General features: G+C 43.6%; 17 protein-coding genes. 11 read left to right on the top strand and 6 right to left on the bottom strand.

The genetic code is table 11. The annotated features are described in order from the left end of the window. Positions 1–10: 10 nt before the first annotated feature. Together ODU45_RS01460 and gshAB are read right to left on the bottom strand one after the other, a co-directional pair. Complete coding sequence (locus ODU45_RS01460; RefSeq protein WP_398580620.1) at positions 11–3,130, bottom strand: DUF6359 domain-containing protein; 3,120 nt, start codon at positions 3,128–3,130, stop codon at positions 11–13. Between the two features lie 568 nt (positions 3,131–3,698). Further along, the gene (gene gshAB / locus ODU45_RS01455) at positions 3,699–5,930 is read right to left on the bottom strand and encodes a bifunctional glutamate--cysteine ligase GshA/glutathione synthetase GshB (RefSeq protein WP_398580619.1); all 2,232 of its coding nucleotides are present in this window, start codon (positions 5,928–5,930) and stop codon (positions 3,699–3,701) included. A gap of 363 nt (positions 5,931–6,293) precedes the next feature. Here gshAB and ODU45_RS01450 point away from each other — a divergent pair, with 363 nt between their 5' ends. The 6 genes from ODU45_RS01450 (at position 6,294) to ODU45_RS01425 (ending at position 13,499) form a co-directional block, all read left to right on the top strand. Continuing rightward, positions 6,294–7,586, top strand: coding sequence for an adenylosuccinate synthase (locus tag ODU45_RS01450; protein WP_002937782.1), 1,293 nt, complete (start codon positions 6,294–6,296; stop codon positions 7,584–7,586). A gap of 109 nt (positions 7,587–7,695) precedes the next feature. Beyond that, on the top strand, positions 7,696–8,019 hold the full coding sequence (gene yajC, locus ODU45_RS01445) for a preprotein translocase subunit YajC (RefSeq protein WP_398579661.1): 324 nt from the start codon (positions 7,696–7,698) through the stop codon (positions 8,017–8,019). Positions 8,020–8,132: 113 nt separating this feature from the next. Continuing rightward, entirely contained in the window at positions 8,133–8,888 is a 756-nt protein-coding gene (locus ODU45_RS01440) for an isoprenyl transferase (RefSeq protein ID WP_013730586.1), read from the top strand. 9 nt (positions 8,889–8,897) lie between these two features. Continuing rightward, positions 8,898–9,704 carry a phosphatidate cytidylyltransferase gene (locus ODU45_RS01435; protein WP_014638692.1) on the top strand — a complete coding sequence of 269 codons (807 nt, stop codon included), beginning with the start codon at positions 8,898–8,900 and terminating at the stop codon, positions 9,702–9,704. 9 nt (positions 9,705–9,713) lie between these two features. Next, positions 9,714–10,973: an RIP metalloprotease RseP gene (rseP, locus tag ODU45_RS01430; protein ID WP_044752059.1), complete on the top strand. Its 1,260-nt coding sequence runs from the start codon at positions 9,714–9,716 to the stop codon at positions 10,971–10,973. Positions 10,974–11,636: 663 nt separating this feature from the next. Next, positions 11,637–13,499, top strand: a complete 1,863-nt coding sequence (locus ODU45_RS01425; RefSeq protein WP_398580618.1) for a proline--tRNA ligase — start codon at positions 11,637–11,639, stop codon at positions 13,497–13,499. 392 nt (positions 13,500–13,891) lie between these two features. Here the strand turns inward: ODU45_RS01425 and ODU45_RS01420 are convergent, their stop codons facing one another. From ODU45_RS01420 to dhaK, 4 genes are read right to left on the bottom strand one after another with little or no spacing between them, the layout of a single operon-like run. Beyond that, entirely contained in the window at positions 13,892–14,602 is a 711-nt protein-coding gene (locus ODU45_RS01420; protein ID WP_398580617.1) for an MIP/aquaporin family protein, read from the bottom strand. 9 nt (positions 14,603–14,611) lie between these two features. Continuing rightward, positions 14,612–14,986, bottom strand: coding sequence for a dihydroxyacetone kinase phosphoryl donor subunit DhaM (dhaM, locus tag ODU45_RS01415; RefSeq protein ID WP_002938758.1), 375 nt, complete (start codon positions 14,984–14,986; stop codon positions 14,612–14,614). Beyond that, positions 14,983–15,558 (bottom strand): dihydroxyacetone kinase subunit DhaL, encoded by a 576-nt coding sequence (dhaL, locus tag ODU45_RS01410; RefSeq protein ID WP_074391614.1) that lies wholly within the window; start codon positions 15,556–15,558, stop codon positions 14,983–14,985. The genes dhaM and dhaL overlap by 4 nt, the downstream gene beginning before the upstream one ends. 10 nt (positions 15,559–15,568) lie before the next feature. Beyond that, positions 15,569–16,558, bottom strand: a complete 990-nt coding sequence (gene dhaK / locus ODU45_RS01405; RefSeq protein WP_398580616.1) for a dihydroxyacetone kinase subunit DhaK — start codon at positions 16,556–16,558, stop codon at positions 15,569–15,571. Positions 16,559–16,703: 145 nt separating this feature from the next. On the opposite strand from dhaK, the gene dhaS reads away from it, so the two are divergent. The 5 genes from dhaS (at position 16,704) to ODU45_RS01380 (ending at position 19,613) form a co-directional block, all read left to right on the top strand. Beyond that, on the top strand, positions 16,704–17,249 hold the full coding sequence (gene dhaS, locus ODU45_RS01400) for a dihydroxyacetone kinase transcriptional activator DhaS (protein ID WP_105120755.1): 546 nt from the start codon (positions 16,704–16,706) through the stop codon (positions 17,247–17,249). Positions 17,250–17,259: 10 nt separating this feature from the next. Next, positions 17,260–18,249 carry a DhaKLM operon coactivator DhaQ gene (dhaQ, locus tag ODU45_RS01395; RefSeq protein ID WP_398580615.1) on the top strand — a complete coding sequence of 330 codons (990 nt, stop codon included), beginning with the start codon at positions 17,260–17,262 and terminating at the stop codon, positions 18,247–18,249. 164 nt (positions 18,250–18,413) lie between these two features. After that, positions 18,414–18,680: a hypothetical protein gene (locus ODU45_RS01390; protein WP_398580614.1), complete on the top strand. Its 267-nt coding sequence runs from the start codon at positions 18,414–18,416 to the stop codon at positions 18,678–18,680. A gap of 25 nt (positions 18,681–18,705) precedes the next feature. Beyond that, complete coding sequence (locus ODU45_RS01385; RefSeq protein ID WP_398580613.1) at positions 18,706–19,176, top strand: hypothetical protein; 471 nt, start codon at positions 18,706–18,708, stop codon at positions 19,174–19,176. 359 nt (positions 19,177–19,535) lie between these two features. Continuing rightward, positions 19,536–19,613, top strand: a complete 78-nt coding sequence (locus ODU45_RS01380; RefSeq protein WP_398580640.1) for a putative holin-like toxin — start codon at positions 19,536–19,538, stop codon at positions 19,611–19,613. Positions 19,614–19,754: the final 141 nt, after the last annotated feature.

Here is a 19,754-nt window from a genome sequence, read left to right as displayed (position 1 = left end):
CAAAAAATGATTAGGATTCTTTTTGTTTTTTGACAAGGCAGGCGCTCAAGATTACGAGACCGATTGTGATAAGTACAAAGCTTGTTTCTTCTCCTGTTTTTGGAAGAATTTTCTTTTGACTGTTTTTGGCAGTAGGGATGGCTGTTGGTTGTCCCTTGTCTGTAGCGCCAGAACGGTCATCAGCATTTACAGTTGTTTGAACAGAGGTTGAAGGATTTGTTGGCTTGTTATTGTTGGGCGTACCATTGTCATCACTATTGTTGACTGTTCCTGAGTCATCTGTCTGCTTGTCGCTTGGTTCTGGTTGAGTTGGTTCTTGCGCCTTTGTCACATCCAGTTGTACCAATAGCGGATCGTGGTCAGAAGCTCTGCCATGTTCTTCCATAAAGGCTGAATTGACATGGACCATATCAAAGGCATAGCGCTCCAACAAGTTAGTTGATACTAGCATATTGTCAAGAGACTGATTGTTTCCGTTATAGAAGTAAGAGAAGCGATCGGATGCATCGTGACGACTAACGAGGTTAGCCATTCCTCCTGTTTCTAAAATTTCTATGGTTTTAGTAAATTCATAGTCATTGAAGTCGCCTAGCATAACGATATTAGCATTTGGATTTTGAGTTAAACCTGCTTTTGTAAAGTCAGCGATAATTTGTGCCAGTATGTGGCGTTTTTCTTCGGACTTGAAGCTGACAGGTTGGATTTTTCCGTAGAGACCATTGTCACCGCGTTTTGAGTTGAGATGGTTGGCAAGGACAACGACTTTCTCGCCTTTGAAGACGAATTCAGCTGCAAGTGTTTTGCGGACAGCTGCCCAAGCAGGGTTGGTTGGGTCGATTCGGCCCAGGCTGAGATTGAGTTCGCCGTTTTCCCAAGCTACTGCCTGTGTTGCGGTACCGATTGGTTTGTCAGATAGGCTGACACGTTTTGAGTTGTAGAGGAAGCCGACGCGAATATTGCCTCCCTCTTGTCCGCCGTCTTTGTTGTTTTCGGGAGCAATATCCACATAGGTATAGGTTGGTCCGCCGGCTGCTTGAATGGCTGCAATTAGGCGCTCAGCACTCTTACTAGCATCAGTTGTGCCGTCGTTTGTAGCACCGTTGTTGTCCTGCACTTCAATCAATCCGATAATGTCTGGAGAATGTAGGTCTGAAACAAAGGATTTGGCAATGCGTTGGACTTTAGCGTCTGATGTTGACTTACTATTAGCAGAGAAGTTTTCAATATTATAAGAAGCAATGGTTAGCTTGTCATCATTTGGGATAATGGTTGTTGTTTCTGGTTTTGTAGTTCCTTCGTGCAAGGTTGGAAGTGTGCTATCATCTACATAGACCTTATAATTGGTGTAAGAGTAGGTAACTGGTCCAGCAATACGACCGGTGAAATAGTCTCCTGATTTGACGATCTGTTTTCCATTTTTCAAAAGTAGAGGAATGATATTGGTATTATTCCCTTCAGGGCGAAGGTTGACGCCTCCAACATTGTTTAAAGGAAGTTGACTAGTGGCAGGAGTGACATAGATTTCCTTATTTTTTAGTGGGCCGAGGATTTTTGCATCATCAACGGCAACCACCATGCCTTCAACGGATTCCCAGAAATCGAGCGCATCTTGTTCTGGATCAAATTGAGCCAAACCGTCGTTGTCAATAATATCTGCTGGGATGGTTCGGTCAAGACCAAGGACTATAGGAGAGGGTACAGGTGCAGTCCCATCCACAGTTACTTCAGTAGCTCGAATTTGTGTGATGGTTAAGTCTGTTTTGTCACGTTCAGCATACCCTCTGCCCTGGTATTCTTCTACTCGTCCTGCGATAGTGACAAGATCTCCTACTTTGACATTTGTTTTTAATTTGTCAGTAAAGATGTTAATACCGTCAGATGTTTTGACGTCTCCATCTGGTGTGACATCTTGCACGTAGAAGTTATTGGCAGAGGTAACGTAGGTTACTACGACATTTTTAAGCATAACAGATTGATTCACCAGAGGTGATTGGTGACTTGCACCTTGAATGCGACCGACTGTTACAGCTTCGGTCTTTCTTGGTCCTGCTTCCGTCGTTGCCTTTTCAATGACTTCAAAATGAGAGAGGTCAAATGGTTTTAATTGTATTTTTCCGTTATAGGTGGATAAAATAGCGGTTAGATTAATCTTATCTCCCTTGTTGATACGGTTCAAAAGATCCGCCGTTTTGATGCCTGTTCGACTGTCTAAACGCACATCCACAGTTTGTCCTTCAGAGTCAGTTACGGTAAAGGTAGAATTTTGATAGCTATCACTTTGAATATCTCCGACAGTCAAGTTTTTTAGAGAAACTAGTGTTGCCTGTGCTTGCGTCGTTAACTGAGCAATGTTTGTTTCTGTAATAGGAGTGTTGAAATTCTCAGAGATAGCCTTGTGGTTGCTAACTGTGGTTAGTTGGAGTTCGCCTTTATACTCACCCAATGTTCCTGTTAATTGAACGGTATCACCACGCTGATAGCCCAAGGCAGCCCCAGGGTAGATATAGATACCAGCACCGTCAGAACCTTGGAGGTAAAAACCATTTCCTCCCCAACCGTTTACTAGGCTAATAATTTTACCAGAGACTGTGTACTCTGTTCCTTGTGCACCAGAACGAACAGTAGCAATCGGTGTAGAAACAAGGTCACTTGGTTTGGTAGCTGTATTTTCACTTGTTGGTGGCTGAACATTAGTAGAAGATGAATCTACGATTTCAATCGCTGTAGCTGGTTTGATCCCAGCTCGCTTCATGTATGTATCGCTAGTTCCTGTGATGCGAACTAATTTTCCGACTAGTTCGGGATGATCAACGAGGTTGAATTGGCTACGAAGAGGTTCTTTTAGTTGAATAGGGATAGTGTCGGCGGCCACAGTATCCATGCTTGCACCAAGGGCTAGATTTGTTTTGTTAGTAGCGTCAAAAGCAGTTCCGCTACTATTAAGTGGTGCAATAAGATAGCCTTGTATCGTGACTTCCGACTTGGTTATTGCAAGTGACGGATAATTCTCTATCGCCACTTCAGTAGCGTGCACAGATGGTATGGGCGAAGTAGCAAGACTAAACAAGAGTCCGGCTGTTACCGCTACAGAACCTACGGTATAGAAGAGAGAACGGTTTCTAATCTTCATATAAAACTCCTTTTTGTTATATATGGACGTCATAAAAACGTCTGCAGTTGTTATATACATATAGTTTAACAGAAAATGAGTCGTTTGGAATACTTTTTTTAGATATAATACGGATATTTTTAAAATTTCAAATGAAATAGTAAAAATAAATTGGAAAAAGAAACAAAAGACGAACAAAACGATTAAGTGATGGGAATTAGTTCACAAAAAAAGTACCGAGATATAAATGATTATCTCGGTATCTTATTCGTTTTGTTTAACATTAGTTGGGAGTTTTCGTGAAGGAACAAAGGGGCAAAGCAGATATATAGTCCTTTAGTTGACTTTTTTTACTTCGACGCAAGAGGAACTCCGTTTCTGGCCTTCCAGCTTCAAACAATCCACTGGTTTGTTTGAACTCGCTTTGCCATACTTTACAGAAGTGACTTGCGAGGCAAGTCTTATTTTCAACCTAGAATGTTCTAGCAACCTGCCGCTATTGAGGCGAATGTACTTTGCCCTATCTCCAGCCTTCAAAAGTTCCACGAATCTTTGAAGTAAGTACTAACAAAGTAAGGAAAATGGAAAACTATAGCTCTGGAAACAATTTTTTCAAAATCTTCGGTGTAATGCTCTGTCCAGGTCCTGCGTAAGTATAGGTGTGCAGGTACATGGCAGGGTTGAAGTTGAGTTCGATGCAGGTGCAGTTGGGCTTGTCTTTGCTGGCTGGCTTGGTGCGGTCGGGGATAATCAAGTCCACACCACAGGTCCAAGCTCCCATAGCAGTCGCCATATCGGCAGCCAGTTGCTTGTAGGACTCGTCCATCTGGTCGGTCATGTCAATGGAATCGCCACCGGTTGAGATATTGGAATTGCCACGCAGAAAGGCTTGAACGCCCTCTGGCAAAACTGTATCGGGCGTGTAGCCTTGTTGCTCCAACATAAGCAGTTCGATGTCGCCCAAGTTAATGATTTCCAGCGGTGAACGGTGGTCACGCCCACGCAGTGGATCTTGGTTTTTTTGGTCCACTAATTCACGGATGGTTGAGCTACCGTCCCCCACGACATTGGCTGCGACGCGGAGCAGGACAGCCTCGCACTTGCCGTCCAAGATGAAGAAGCGGTACTCAGTTCCCGCCACGAATTCCTCCACGAGCACATGGCTGTCTTCTGAAAAGGCGATGTCCAGGGCCTTTTCATAGTCCGCAAGGCTGGCTGGTTCTTGGAAGATAGAGATGCCAAGGCCGAAGTTGGTGGACTTTGGTTTGACAACAATAGCAGAGCTGGCTACCTGTCCGTAATACCGCAGGGCATCTGTCTTGTTTGCAAATTCAGCTCCCGCAGGCACTGGAAAACCAGCCTGGTCCAAGATTTTCTTGGTCACGACCTTGTTGGCCATGGCGAGAGGGATGACGTAGTTGTCCTTGGAGGTCATGTTGCCGTTTTTGATGTACTCGACATGGTCACCATGCCAGAGTTTGAGAAATTGGTCTTCTTCATCCAAAATCTCCACGTTCAAGCCCATCTGAATGGCGTCGAAGAGAATCATCTGGGTAGAGAGTTCCATGTTTTCATAGCCCTTGAGGGCGTAAGGGGCTGTCCAAGCATAGTCATGGAAGACTTGTCCTTGCTGCTGACCAAACTTTTCTAGAGACCCATCTTCAACCTGCTCTGCTATTTTTCCGGAAAGGGTCAGATGTGGGTCTTGAAGAGCGGCCTCCACATGTGCAATGAGCTGGCCATAGTAGTCGTCTAGTCCAAAGTGGGCAACTATGGCTTTCATGGCCGTCAAGATTGGCGTGGCATCGGCCTCGCTAGGTAGAGGTGTGTGGGGGTGGCTAAGGGCGATGAGGTTGTTAAGTTTATCTGCTTTTGCTAGGGTGTTATCAACATCTGTCAGTTGGTCTAGCCAAAGAAGAGATAAGATAAAGAGGTGGACTGTATCAAGGGTTTCCTGACTAATAGCAAGCGGGTCATAGGGGTTAAGGTCGAAGGAACGGAATTCTAAATAAGAAATCCCCTTGCTGAGGTAGTCACGGCTAGTCTTGGCACCACGGAGGCGGACAGCTGAGTAAAATTCCTTCTCAGCGGATAGTTGACCAGACTGGACAGCTTGTTCGATGTCAGCCACGTATTGTTCGAGAGAAGAGAAAGAAATATGAACGTCTTCGGCATTAACATAGCCATGTTTGGAGTTGCGAATGGAACGAACGCAACCGACTTCCTCGGATAAAAATCCTTTTTCGGCTAAACTACTTGCTCCATATAAGTAAGTTAAGAGCCAGCGATAGTTGAGAAAGTTTTGTGCCAACTTGAGGTAGAGGGTATTTTTGAATGCGACAAAATCTGTTTCCTCGCTTAATTCAAAAAGTTGTTGGGTTAGGTCTTTTCCTAATTCAAAATTATAATGGATGCCGGACATAGACTGGACGAGCTTGCCATAGCGTTCCCCCAAACCGACACGATATTGGTACTCATAGTCGCTCTCCAGTTGGGCAATTTGGATTTCCTCTTCTGAAATCATAGGTGGCATGGATAGGGGCCAGAGGTATTCTTGCTTATCCATAGAACGTGCGGCAACATCTGTAATGGCTCCCAGTAGGCGACGAGCTTCCTTAGTCGACTGAGCGATTGGTGTAATCAACTCTAACTGTGGCTCGCTGTAGTCTGTCTGGATATAGGGGTGGAAACTACGAGAACCCAGTTTATGAGGATGGGGAGTTTGTGCAACTCTGTGGTTTGAATTGATGCGAAGTGATTCGCGCTCAATTCCAAAAGTAGCCTGAAGAATGGGGCTGTTTGGTGATAATTTTTGTAACATACTAAGTCCTTTATATTTCTGTCAAAGTCTTATTCCAATTTTATCTAGATTGGAGGGCAAATACAAATTTCTGCTACGTTTCTCGTGAAAAATGTACTGAAAACCACGGAAAGCAATCAAAGACTTCGGATTTCTCTGCCAAAAGCATATTTACACATGTCTATCTCGTGTGTTTAATCGGATTTTTTTGAAATATACTTTTAAAAAAATAAAAACATTCGCTATATATGAAATTATTGGAATTTCTTGAAAAAATGTTCGTTTTTTGATAGAATAGTGTGTAAAACGAAACTTGCAGGTGAGATTCCTGCCAGAAGTAGAAGAAAGGCTGGGCTGGTTAGCCAGTTCAGAGAAAGAGTGAATATGACATCAGTAGTTGTTGTAGGAACCCAGTGGGGCGACGAAGGTAAGGGTAAAATTACAGACTTCTTGTCTGCTAATGCTGAAGTAATCGCACGTTATCAAGGTGGTGATAACGCTGGACACACTATCGTTATCGATGGCACTAAATATAAATTGCACTTGATTCCGTCAGGAATCTTCTTCCCAGAAAAGATTTCTGTAATCGGTAATGGTGTGGTTGTCAATCCAAAATCTTTGGTGAAGGAAATCAACTATCTCCATGATTCAGGTGTGACAACAGATAATTTGCGGATTTCAGACCGCGCACACGTCATCTTGCCTTACCACATCAAATTGGACCAGTTGCAAGAAGAGTCTAAAGGTGAGAACAAGATTGGTACAACCAACAAGGGTATCGGTCCTGCTTACATGGACAAGGCAGCTCGTGTCGGTATCCGTATTGCAGACCTCTTGGACAAGGAGATTTTTGCGGAGCGTTTGAGAACAAACTTGGCTGAGAAAAACCGTTTGTTTGAGAAAATGTATGAGTCAACTCCGATTGAGTTTGACGAAATCTTTGAAGAATACTACGCTTACGGTCAAGAAATTAAAAAATATGTAACAGATACCTCTGTTATCTTGAACGATGCCCTAGACCAAGGTAAACGTGTCTTGTTTGAAGGGGCGCAAGGGGTTATGTTGGATATTGACCAAGGTACCTATCCATTCGTTACTTCTTCAAACCCAGTTGCAGGTGGTGTAACCATTGGTAGCGGTGTCGGCCCAAGCAAGATTGACAAGGTTGTTGGTGTATGTAAGGCCTACACTAGCCGTGTTGGTGACGGACCATTCCCAACTGAATTGCATGATGAAATCGGAGACCGTATCCGTGAAATCGGTAAAGAATACGGTACGACAACTGGCCGTCCACGTCGCGTTGGTTGGTTTGACTCAGTGGTGATGCGCCATAGCCGCCGTGTGTCAGGTATTACCAACTTGTCCCTCAACTCGATTGACGTCTTGTCAGGTCTTGAAACGTTGAAAATCTGCGTGGCTTATGACTTGGATGGTGAGCGTATTGACCACTACCCAGCAAGCTTGGAGCAACTCAAACGTTGTAAACCAATCTACGAAGAAATGCCAGGTTGGTCTGAAGACATCACAGGTGTACGTAGCCTGGATGAATTGCCAGAAGCGGCTCGCAACTATGTTCGTCGTATCAGCGAATTGGTAGGTGTTCGTATCTCAACCTTCTCAGTAGGTCCTGGTCGTGAACAGACCAACATCCTTGAGAGTGTCTGGAGTGCTAAATAAATCCATGAAGACTGAACGAGAGTTCGGTCTTCTTGCTTTGCCCAAATTTTGCTTTCTTGTCCAGAATTTGATATAATCATGCTTATCAAACAATAAAAGAGGTAAACAAATGGAAGGTTTATTTTTGCCGCTTGTCATGGTTGCCATGATTGGTTTTATGTTCTATTCGCAACGTAAACAACAAAAACAACGTCAAGAAGCACTAAATCAAATCAAAAAAGGTGATGAAATTGTAACCATTGGTGGGCTATTTGGTATTGTCGATGAAATCGATGATAAAAAGGTTGTTCTCGATGTTGATGGTGTTTATTTGACATTTGAACGTGGTGCTATTCGTAATCGTGTAGCAAGTTCAGGTACTACATCTGCAGTTGTTGAAGAAGCGGCAGTTGAAACGACAGAAGCGACTCCAGAATCTGTAATTGAAGAATAAGGATGAAAAACCGAGGGAAACCTTGGTTTTCTCTTGTTTTAGCCCTGCCTGATTTTTGCTATCCTAGGTAAAAATATGGTATAATGAAACGATTATACAATAAGGAAAATACCATGTTTAAATTTAATTTTAAAAAGAAAGAAAGCATTGAAACAGCAATTGAAGTCCCTAAGCATATCGCTGTGATTATGGATGGCAATGGCCGTTGGGCGAAAAAGCGGATGCAGCCACGTATTATGGGGCATAAGGCTGGTATGGATGCACTTCAAAAGGTTACCAAGACGGCTTCTGATCTGGGAGTAAAGGTGCTAACTGTCTATGCCTTTTCTACAGAAAACTGGTCTCGACCGGAAAAAGAAGTGAAGTTTATCATGAATTTACCTGTGGAGTTTTATGATAAGTATGTTCCTGAACTCCATGCCAATAATGTCAAAATTCAGATGATTGGTGACCATTCCAAACTTCCTGTTCCGACTCTCAATGCGCTTTATAAAGCTGAACAAAAGACAAAGAGTAACACTGGTTTGATTCTCAATTTCGCTCTGAACTATGGCGGTCGTGATGAGGTGACTCGCGCAGTCAAGGCTATTGCGCAAGATGTCTTGGATGCCAAGTTCAATCCTGGTGATATTGATGAGAAATTAATAGCGGATTACCTCTATACAGGAACCTTATCACCAACGTTACGCGATCCTGATCTAGTTATCCGTACAAGTGGTGAACTTCGTCTTAGCAACTTCCTGCCGTGGCAAACAGCCTACAGCGAGCTGTACTTTACAGATATTGCTTGGCCTGATTTTGATGGAGAAGCACTTAAATTAGCGATTAAAGAATACAACCGTCGCCACAGACGTTTTGGCGGTGTATAAGGAGAAGGTATGACAAACGATTTACAGAAACGAGTGATATTTGGCGGCATTGCTCTAGCTATTTTCATTCCCTTTTTGTTGGCTGGTGGGATGGCATTTCAATTTTTTGTAGGCCTGTTAGCTATCATTGCTACGGCTGAATTGATTAAAATGCATCGCCTAGCACCAAATTCTATCGAGGGTGTCTTAGCTATGTTGGCCAGTTTAGTCTTGGCTCTTCCGCTCCAGAATTATCTGACATTTTTACCGACGGATGGAAATTACACAGCCTACGCCATTGTAGTATTTTTACTGCTTGGTTCGACGGTTTTTAATATCGGCCATTACAACTATTCCGATGTGGTCTTTCCAATTGCCTCAAGTTTCTATGTTGGTATCGGCTTTCATAGTTTGATACTGGCTCGTATGGATGGGCTCAATAAAGTCTTCTTTGCCCTCTGTTTAGTCTGGGCAACAGACATTGGCGCCTACTTAATCGGTCGTCAGATTGGTCGGAGAAAATTATTGCCGAAGGTTTCACCGAATAAAACGGTTGAAGGCTTTGTAGGCGGTATTCTTTCTGCGGTGGTAGTTGCTATCATTTTCTTGATTGTCGATAAGTCCTTGTTGGCGGGCTATTCATTTGGCATGATGTTGTTGTTAGTTGTGATTTTCTCGATATTCTCACAATTCGGAGACTTAGTAGAAAGTGCTATTAAACGCCATTTTGGTGTGAAGGATTCTGGAAAAATTATTCCAGGACACGGCGGTATCCTGGATCGTTTTGACGGTATGATTTTTGTCTTTCCAATCATGCACTTCTTTGGATTATTTTAAGGAGGTACTATGAAGGGAATTTTAGCATTTATATTTATATTTGGTGTGATTGTAGTTGTCCATGAATTTGGTCACTTCTACTTCGCCAAGAAAGCGGGTATCCTTGTGAGGGAATTTGCGATTGGGATGGGTCCCAAAATTTTCGCTCATACGGGTAAGGATGGGACACTTTACACCATCCGTATTCTTCCTCTAGGTGGCTATGTTCGAATGGCTGGATGGGGTGAAGATAAGACAGAGATTAAGACAGGTAGTCCTGCCAGCCTCAGCTTGAATGAAGCTGGTGTTGTGACGCGGATTAATTTGTCTGGTAAGCAACTGGATAGTCTCAGTTTGCCAATGAATGTAACCAGTTTTGACTTTGAAGAAAAATTGGAAATCACAGGCTTGGTCTTGGAAGAAAGCAAGACCTATAAGGTTGATCATGATGCCACGATTGTAGAGGAAGATGGAACAGAAGTTCGGATTGCTCCACTTGATGTTCAGTATCAAAATGCGACAGTCTGGGGACGGTTGATGACCAACTTTGCGGGTCCCATGAATAACTTTATTCTAGGGATTCTAGTATTTATTATTTTGTTCTTCATGCAAGGCGGGGTTGCCAACCCATCAAGCAATGCAGTAAGTATTACTGAAGGTGGTGCTTTGCAGGCTGCGGGTGTTGTCACAGGGGACAAGATTCTTTCGGTCAATGGGAACACGACAGATAGCTACACAGAAGTTGCAACGATTATTAGCAAAGCAGCGACAGATGCAACAACAGCCCCAAGCTTTGATTTGGTTGTTGAGCATGATGGGAAAAAACGTCATGTCTCCGTTACTGCTGAACAAGTAGATGGGGCCTATCGAATTGGTATCTCACCGATTTTGAAAACTGGTTTCGTTGATAAAATTGTCGGTGGTTTCCAAGAAGCGGGAGCGACAGCTCTTAGGGTTGTAACAGCTTTGAAGAATCTAATTGCAAACTTTGATGTTAAGCAGTTGGGGGGGCCGGTTGCTATTTATAAAGTAAGTTCTCAAGCGGCTGAATTTGGTTTGGTTTCTGTATTGGGGCTAATGGCTGCGCTCTCCATTAACCTTGGAATCTTCAATTTGATTCCAATTCCAGCCTTGGATGGTGGTAAGATTGTTATGAATATTCTGGAAGCCATTCGTAGAAAACCACTCAAACCAGAGACGGAATCTTATATCACTCTAGCAGGTGTAGCCGTTATGGTGGTTCTTATGATAGTAGTCACTTGGAATGATATTATAAGAGTCTTCTTCTAAGATAATTTGAAATTTATGAAAGGAATTGAATGCGTGCTAAACGCAGGATGTTCTGAAAACTATTAAAGGAATTGAACACGGGCTGAAACCTGTGTCTTCCTGTCAAACAAACGATGAAAGGAATAAAGGAGGTTCGTAATTGAACTCGGTCTAAAAACTCGGAAAATAGTTCGAGGACTACACCTCTGGATTTCCTGATGATGAATATAAGAAAGGAATTGAATGCGTGCTAAATGCAGGATATTCTGAAAACTACGAAAGGAATTGAACACGGGCTGAAACCGTGTCTTCCTGTCAAACAAATGATGAAAGGAATAAAGGAGGTTCGTAATTGAACTCGGTCTAAAAACTCGGAAAATAGATTGAGAGTTATGCCTCTGGATTTCCTGATGATGAAACTACGAAAGGAACTGAATGCGTGCTAAACGCAGGATGTTCTGAAAACTACGAAAAAGAAAGGAACAGAGAGTTTTCATATTTGAACTCGAGCGTCAGCGAGGGTTTTGATAAGTGACTTCTGTGATTCCTAATCAAGTTAAACTACGAAAGGAATTGAACAAAAGCTAAAAACCTAGTAAAAAAGACCAATCGCCTTGTGCCGATAGGCACTGCGTTGATTGCCTATTTTTATACGGTTTTCTTGACGCTTTTGTATCTTAAATTATGAAACAGTCTAAAATGATTATCCCTACTTTGCGGGAGATGCCTTCGGATGCGTCGGTGATTAGCCACGCTTTGATGTTACGTGCGGGTTATGTCCGTCAGATTTCTGCTGGTATTTACAGCTACTTGCCATTGGCTAACCGTGTGATTGAAAAAGCAAAAAATATCATGCGTGAGGAGTTTGATAAGATTGATGCTATTGAATTTTTAGCGCCAGCGCTTTTGTCAGCAGATATCTGGCGTGAGTCAGGTCGTTATGAAACATATGGCGATGACCTTTACAAGCTCAAAAACCGCGAAGGTTCTGACTTTATCTTGGGACCAACTCACGAAGAAACGGTGACTCTTTTGGCGCGTGATGCGGTCCAGTCTTACAAACAGTTGCCGCTCAACATCTACCAAATCCAGCCAAAATACCGCGATGAAAAACGCCCGCGTAACGGTCTTCTCCGTGGTCGTGAGTTTATCATGAAAGACGGTTACAGCTTCCATGCTAGTTATGAGAGCTTGGACCAGACCTACGATGACTACAAGGCGGCTTACGAGGCAATTTTCACTCGTGCAGGCTTGGAGTTCAAAGCTATCATCGGTGACGGTGGTGCCATGGGTGGTAAGGATAGCCAGGAGTTCATGGCTATTACACCAGACCGTACTGACCTGGACCGTTGGGTTGTCTTGGACAAGTCGGTTGCTTCTTTTGAGGAAATCCCAGAGGATGTTCTTGAAGCGATCAAGGAAGAACTCTTGGCATGGTCTGTGTCTGGTGAAGATACCATCACCTACTCTAGCGAATCAGGCTACGCTGCAAACCTAGAAATGGCGACTAGCGAATACAAACCAAGTACAGCAGTTGTCGTCGAAGAAGACTTGGTTAAAGTAGCGACGCCAGATGCCAAAACCATCGACGAAGTGGCAGCCTTCTTGAATGTTGCGGAAGAGCAAACTATCAAAACCATGCTCTTTATGGCAGATGGCGAGCCAGTTGTTGCCCTCCTTGTTGGCAATGATCAAGTGAACGACGTCAAGTTGAAAAACCACCTCGGAGCAGATTTCTTTGATGTAGCAGGCCCAGCGGATGCTGAAAACATCTTCGGTGCAGGATTTGGTTCCCTTGGACCAGTCGGCTTGCCAGAAAACATTAAGATTATTGCAGACCGCAAGGTGCAAGATGTGAAAAATGCTGTTGTCGGTGCCAACGAAGACGGTTTCCACTACACAGGTGCCAATGCAGGGCGTGATTTCCAAGTGACTGAGTATGTGGACATTCGTGAAGTCAAGGAAGGCGAGCCTTCTCCAGATGGACACGGGGTTCTCAACTTTGCCCGTGGTATCGAGATTGGTCACATCTTCAAACTCGGTACACGCTATTCTGACAGCATGAATGCCAACATCTTGGATGAGAATGGTCGTTCTATGCCGATTATCATGGGATGCTACGGAATCGGTGTTAGCCGCCTCTTGTCAGCTGTTCTTGAGCAACACGCTCGCCTCTTTGTTAACAAGACACCAAAAGGCGAATACCGTTACGCTTGGGGAATCAACTTCCCTAAAGAATTGGCACCGTTTGATGTGCATTTGATTCCAGTCAATGTCAAAGATGAAGCGGCAATGGAATTGACTCAGTCTATCGAAGCGAGCTTGGTTGGTGCAGGCTATGAAGTATTAACTGACGACCGTAACGAGCGTGTAGGTGTTAAGTTCTCTGACAGTGACTTGATTGGCTTGCCAATCCGTGTGACTGTTGGTAAGAAAGCAGCTGATGGCATCGTCGAAGTGAAGATCAAGGGCACAGGTGATACTGTGGAAGTCCATGTGGACCAACTCCTTGAAACCTTGCAAATCCTTACAAAAGAAAATGAATAACAGAAAAAGACTTGGTTGATGATAGCCAAGTCTTTGTTGATAAAATGGGAGTGGGAAAGAACTCGACTAGGTCAAAAAGAGTTCGTCAACAAGTCTTTATTTCTAGTTGTTGAGCTGAAACAGTCTATTCCCAGACTGTTTCACTCCCACCCCCGCATAGCTCCAAAGGTTCGGGGAACCTTTGGAGGTTGGAGATGAAGCGAACTTTGTTCGCAACAGTCGTAATGGTCGGATTTGGAGTGTGAAACACGAATTGCTGAGATTTGCTTTGCAAATCTTATCTCCAACCTTTAACAGTCCAGTGGACTGTTAAAGCCAATCAACCACTGCGCTGAGATGTTGACACGAACTCTGATAAGTTGCGCGGGTCTTTTTCCAAAAGCCTATTTTTTTTATAACATATTTAGTAGGAGGTTATAGAGGATAGCTCCTGCGACTCCTCCAAGAATTGGGCCAGCAACTGGGATCCAGCTATAAGACCAGTCAGAATCTCCCTTGTGAGGAATTGGAAGGATAGCATGCATGATACGAGGACCAAGGTCACGAGCAGGATTGACTGCGTAGCCTGTTGTAGATCCTAGTGAGAAACCGATTGCAAATACGATAAGTCCCACGATGATTGGGCCGAGGCCAGCGCTGACATTGTTAGGGCCAATTGCAAGGATTCCCATGACTAAGACAGCTGTGCCAAGAGCCTCGCCGAGCAAGTTTGAAGCTGTGTGACGAAGAGCTGGTCCAGTAGAGAAGGTAGCAAGGATTGTTCCGCTATCTTTTGTTTCCTGCCAATGTGGGTAGAAATGGAGATAGAGGACGATGGATGCCAACATTGCTCCAGCAAATTGGGCAAGTAGGAAGCCTGGGACTTGAGCCCATGGTAGGGAGCCGATAGATGCCATTGCGATAGTGACAGCTGGATTCAGGTGGGCAGGTCCAAAAATTCCTGATACGTAGACGGCAATTGTTACAGCGATGCCCCATCCTAGTACGATGGTCAGCCAGCCGCTATTTTCAGCCTTGGTTTTAGAGAGGATGCAGGATGCAACCACACCGTTTCCAAGTAATACTAGTATGAAAGTTCCAAGTAATTCTCCAATCAGATTCATAATGACCTCCTATTTATTGATTGTCAGTTCTTTTAATTGTTCAAGAATAGTCTCCAAGTCAGCTCCAGCCTGCAAGAGAGCTGCGGCAGTATAGCAACCTTCGACGACTGGTACGGTCTGGATAAGAATTTGTTTGTCTGTAAAATCGGCAGCAAGTTCCATATTCATTCGGGCGCTACCTAGATCGAAAAAGGCAAGGAGGGTATCAGCAGGGTTTGCTTCAACTCGCTCTTGTACGATTTCAAAGCTAGTACCGATGCTACCATCTTCTAGTCCGCCACAGTAGGTGATGGGAATATCTTTGGCGACTTCAGATACTAGGTCAATGATTCCCTGTGCCAAATTTTTTGAATGGGATACGAGTAAGATACCAACCTTTGTCATAGTCCTGCCTCCAACATGGCTTCAAAGAGAAGTCCAGATGAGAAAGAGCCTGGGTCAATGTGTCCAATAGACCTTTCTCCAACATAGGACGCGCGTCCCTTGGTTGCAGCAATATTCTTTGTTCCTTGAACGGCTTTATGGATAATTTCCGTTGTCAGCTGGCTTTCTCTTAGGGCAGAAATAACAGGAATCCAGACGTCTACCATGGTTTTCTCGCCTAATTCAGCCTTGCCGCGTTTTTGGATCATGTCCAAACCTGCTTGTAGCATGTCTGCCAAATCAGTGCCGGCTTGACTGGCTTTGGTAATACCCATAAAGGCAGAGCCGTAGAGAGGACCGGAAGCACCGCCAACCTTGCTGAGAAGTTGCATGGCAACCACCTTAAAGACTTGGTCGGCAGTCTCATAGTCTTTTTCAGATAGCTCCTGCATGACGGCAGCCATTCCTCGCGCCATGTTGCCCCCGTGATCTCCATCTCCGATAGGAGAGTCAAGCTCACTCAAATAATCTTTGTTTTCTTGAATTTTCTTGTTGAATGTCTCCATCCAGAGTAATGCTTGTTTTGCATCCATAGTCTTTCTCCTACCAAGCTACCACTTCAACAGGGGCCTGCAAAGCGTCAATCCAGCTTGGGTCTTCTAGTTTGATTAAGGTCAATGACAGTCCAGCCATATCAATCGATGTCATGTAGTTACCGATTTTCTTGTAGTCAACGACCACGCCTTTTTTAGCCAGCAATTGAGCAACGTCGTTGGCAAAGACATATTGTTCCATGAGAGGGGTAGCGCCGAGACCGTTGATAAGGACACCATAGTGCTCGCCATCTTGAATATCGAAGTCTTCTGCCAATTTCTCAACCAATTCTTCAGCCAATTGAGCAGATGGTTGGAGTTTTTCTTTCTTATAGCCAGGTTCGCCATGGATACCGACACCATATTCAAATTCATCTTCTTCAAGGACGAAGCCTGGTTTGCCCACTTCTGGTACAGTAGCGCCTGATAGGGCTAAGCCGATAGTCTTGATTTGTGGGACGAGACGGTCAGCCAGTTCCTTGATTTCTGCTAGGGATTTGCCAGTTGTTGCAGCGTGACCGAGAATCTTGTGGACAAGGATGGTACCTGCTACCCCACGACGGCCTTGGGTATAGAGGCTATTTTCCACAGCGATGTCATCGTCCACAACGACACTGGCCACTTCGATGCCCTCCATTTCCGCCAATTCTTGCGCCATCTCAAAGTTCATGATGTCGCCGGAGTAGTTTTTGATGACCATAAAGACGCCTGCACCCTCGTCAGCAGCCTTGATGGCTTCCAAGATTTGGTCTGGTGTTGGTGAGGTAAATACTGCGCCACATACAGCGGCGGACAACATGCCCTTGCCGACAAAGCCTGCATGAGAAGGTTCGTGACCAGAGCCACCTCCTGAGATGATGCCGACTTTACCAGTTTTTTCAGCCTTGCGGATAATCACATCAAATCCATCGATACGATCGACAAGATCTTGGTGCATAAAGACAAGTCCTTTTAACATTTCATCAACGACATGTTCGGGTTGATTGATAATTTTTTTCATGAGAAAACTCCTTTGTTTTTGTTTGCGCTTTCATTTTACATTGTCCGAAAGAAAAAAGGAAGGGACAGATTGTCCAAAGTGTCCCTTTTGTTCCAAAGAAAAGCATGATAGGGTATAATAAAGAGGAAGCGAAAGGAAGTGACATATGCCAACCTCGTTGATTACAAAGAAAAGGATTGCAAAGGCTTTTAAAAAACAGCTATCCCTAAAATCCTTTGATAAAATCTCAGTTGTCGACATCATGCAGGAAGCAGGAATTCGTCGTCAAACCTTTTACAACCATTTTTTAGACAAGTATGAGTTGCTGGACTGGATATTTGAAACAGAATTGCAGGAGCAGGTAACTGACAATCTGACCTATATTAGTGGAATCAAGCTTCTGGATGAGCTTTTGTACTACATCGAGAGTAACCAATCTTTCTATAGGCAACTCTTTGAGATTAAGGGGCAAAATGATTTTGTCAGCTATTTAGAAGGCTACTTTATGGTTTTGATGGAGAAAATTATCAACGAATACCAGCTTCAGGAGGGGAAAATGATTTCCCAACAGGATAAGCATTTTTTGATTCTCTATCATGTTAATGCTTGGATTGGACTGATAAAGGAAGGACTGACGCAGTCGCCTTGTCAGATTCACAGTTATTGGAAGCAAATGGTGGCTCTTGTTCGCGAGTCGTTTTTGATTTTGTAGGAGTTAATATATGGTGTTTATTAGAAATAGACAGGCAACAATTATTGAAGATTATTTGGATGGTTTCTGTCGAACCAATCCTAAAGTGAAGAAAGTGAAGGGGCTTCCGATTGTTCTGCAAAGAAGACAAAATGGAGAACTGATTCCGATTGTTTCTGGCGGTGGTTCTGGTCATGAGCCAGCCCATGTTGGCTTCGTCGGTAAAGGAATGCTGACTGCAGCAGTTTATGGAGAGATTTTTACTCCACCAACTGCTGAAGAAGTCTTGGCAGCCATTCGTGCAGTAGATAAGGGCAAGGGAGTTTTTCTGATTGTAAAAAACTTTGAGGCAGACCTTGTCTCTTTTAGAAAAGCCATCGAATTGGCTCGGCAGGAGGGAATTGCAGTCAAGTACATCGTATCCCATGATGATATTTCGGTCGATACTAAAAATAATTTCCGTATGCGGCATAGGGGGCTTGCAGGGACCATTCTACTTCATAAGATATTAGGAGCTGCTGCGCTTACTGGCTATAGCTTGGATGAATTGGAACAGCTGGGACTGTCTCTGGCAACAGAGATTGCGACCATCGGTTTTGCAACCAAGTCGGCCTATTTGCCCAATGCTGCCCTGCCTTTGTTTGAGTTGGAGGAGGGACAAATATCTTACGGCATCGGTATCCATGGAGAAGAAGGCTATCGGACCGTTCGTTTTGAATCCTCTGAGCAGTTAGCCAACGAAATTGTGAACAAATTAAAATTAAAATTTCGCTGGAAAGAGGGGGAAGACTACATCCTCCTGGTCAATAATCTTGGATCTATGTCCGAGGTTGAGCAAGGAATCTTTTTGAACGACATTTGCCAATTTCTAGAGCTAGAAGGTCTGAAGCTTTCCTATATAAAAACAGGTAAGTTTATGACCAGTCTTGATATGGGAGGAATTTCTGTCACCCTCTGTCGTGTCAAGGATCAAAAATGGCTGGACTTTTTAGAAGCACCGACAGAAGCTGCGGCTTGGTAGGTTCCTCTTTTCATAGAACATCCACCTCTAGGGGTTTTCCCATAGAGGTTTTTCGTGCACTCTTTCTATTTTTTAGACAAAATACCTTGACAAAAATGGTCGGGGGGGAGAATAGTAGTGATAAACAAAAAGTTTGTCATAAAACGATTCAGAAGGATGATAAGATGACAAAGAAAAAACAATTGACCGGACTCGTGCTTGCGACAGGTTTGGCTGTTTTTGGAAGCGAAGTCCAAGCAGACGAAATCGTCACAGCTACTAGTCCAGCAGAGGTGGAAGCTGTCAGTTCGACGACCACTAGCCAACCGGTCACTGCTCAGGATGTGGCAGATGCTCAGGCTGTGGTTGATGATGCCAGTCAAGTAGCGCAAGCCATTGATACAGCAGTGGCGACAACGGAGCAGGATTGGGTATGCTCGGATTGGCAGTAGGAGTGAGACGGAAAGGAGAGTAGGGATGAGTAATCACGTAGAAAATAAAGAGGATGTAAATCTAATTGTGGCCTATAAATTGGGAGACCGCTACAATGGTGAAATGCTTGCTAGAAGTGTATTGGATGCCCACTATTTTCATGCAATGAATAACGGCGGTAGAGTTTTGTTTACAGTAGAGACTCAAAATGTTACGAAGATCGGTAGTGGAAAACAGCCAGGAAAAATCATCTTGACACCAGGCGATTTTTCAAGAGGATTTGAGGCGGTTATAGTTGATTTTGATGAGTTTCAGAACAGAATGTCAAACTCTAGCTACCGAAATCCGTCACAATTTAATACGAACCAAGAAATTATGGCTAACCATACCTGGTTTGAACTAAATGATCTTAAATGGCTTACTACTTCAGACTTGGCACAATTCAAAAATGTGAACACAAGTAAACCACTTACGGTTAGTTTATCAGGTCAACCTTGTCGTATTTATGTTCAGTAAGTACGCTGGAATAACTAGGTATTGAAAAATTCACAATATAAATAAACAAAATCCTCGGAAAGCGCTCTGAGGATTTTTGTTCTGTGTTCATATTTTTATAAAGTTTATGGTATAATTATTTAGTAGAAAAGTGAAGACGGTGGCTTTCGATTTTCTGAAAGTGAGGTGATGCCTATGGGCAATTCATCAAAAACTAACAGAAAGGCTAACCTATACTTGATGGCAAGTAAACTTGCTCATCAAGTAACGACAAATCCTGTGGAATTTGTCTAAGGTGTGCACTAGTTTTATTTTTGAAAAATATCGTTTCAAAAATAAAACGTCGGGGGCCGGTTTCGGCTTTTTAAGTTGTACAAACGATTCTGGCTTTTGGTAGCTTTACCATTGCTTTAGTCAGTTTGTGCTATAAAATCTTCAAAGAAAATGACAAAAAATAACCCGTCCCCACTTTTGACCGAGTTGCTGGACGAGTTATAGTCTAATATAAACGAGTCACCGTCTTTTTAACGGTTCTACGTTGGGTAGTTGTTGACGCAACTACCTTTTTCTATCTCTATTATAACACGAAAGCTTGAAAA

It is taken from the genome of Streptococcus sp. 2022WUSS135, from assembly GCF_044427045.1.
GTDB lineage: Bacteria > Bacillota > Bacilli > Lactobacillales > Streptococcaceae > Streptococcus > Streptococcus hashimotonensis.
The sequence above is the reverse complement of the archived record's forward strand: the minus strand, read 5'-3'. Positions and strand labels throughout refer to the sequence as shown.

Bases quoted from the DNA above. Each gene is read 5' to 3' on its own strand.
- ODU45_RS01460 (WP_398580620.1), bottom strand. From the start codon at position 3,130: ATGAAGATTAGAAACCGTTCTCTCTTCTATACCGTAGGTTCTGTAGCG.
- gshAB (WP_398580619.1), bottom strand. From the start codon at position 5,930: ATGTTACAAAAATTATCACCAAACAGCCCCATTCTTCAGGCTACTTTT.
- ODU45_RS01450 (WP_002937782.1), top strand. From the start codon at position 6,294: ATGACATCAGTAGTTGTTGTAGGAACCCAGTGGGGCGACGAAGGTAAG.
- yajC (WP_398579661.1), top strand. From the start codon at position 7,696: ATGGAAGGTTTATTTTTGCCGCTTGTCATGGTTGCCATGATTGGTTTT.
- ODU45_RS01440 (WP_013730586.1), top strand. From the start codon at position 8,133: ATGTTTAAATTTAATTTTAAAAAGAAAGAAAGCATTGAAACAGCAATT.
- ODU45_RS01435 (WP_014638692.1), top strand. From the start codon at position 8,898: ATGACAAACGATTTACAGAAACGAGTGATATTTGGCGGCATTGCTCTA.
- rseP (WP_044752059.1), top strand. From the start codon at position 9,714: ATGAAGGGAATTTTAGCATTTATATTTATATTTGGTGTGATTGTAGTT.
- ODU45_RS01425 (WP_398580618.1), top strand. From the start codon at position 11,637: ATGAAACAGTCTAAAATGATTATCCCTACTTTGCGGGAGATGCCTTCG.
- ODU45_RS01420 (WP_398580617.1), bottom strand. From the start codon at position 14,602: ATGAATCTGATTGGAGAATTACTTGGAACTTTCATACTAGTATTACTT.
- dhaM (WP_002938758.1), bottom strand. From the start codon at position 14,986: ATGACAAAGGTTGGTATCTTACTCGTATCCCATTCAAAAAATTTGGCA.
- dhaL (WP_074391614.1), bottom strand. From the start codon at position 15,558: ATGGATGCAAAACAAGCATTACTCTGGATGGAGACATTCAACAAGAAA.
- dhaK (WP_398580616.1), bottom strand. From the start codon at position 16,558: ATGAAAAAAATTATCAATCAACCCGAACATGTCGTTGATGAAATGTTA.
- dhaS (WP_105120755.1), top strand. From the start codon at position 16,704: ATGCCAACCTCGTTGATTACAAAGAAAAGGATTGCAAAGGCTTTTAAA.
- dhaQ (WP_398580615.1), top strand. From the start codon at position 17,260: ATGGTGTTTATTAGAAATAGACAGGCAACAATTATTGAAGATTATTTG.
- ODU45_RS01390 (WP_398580614.1), top strand. From the start codon at position 18,414: ATGACAAAGAAAAAACAATTGACCGGACTCGTGCTTGCGACAGGTTTG.
- ODU45_RS01385 (WP_398580613.1), top strand. From the start codon at position 18,706: ATGAGTAATCACGTAGAAAATAAAGAGGATGTAAATCTAATTGTGGCC.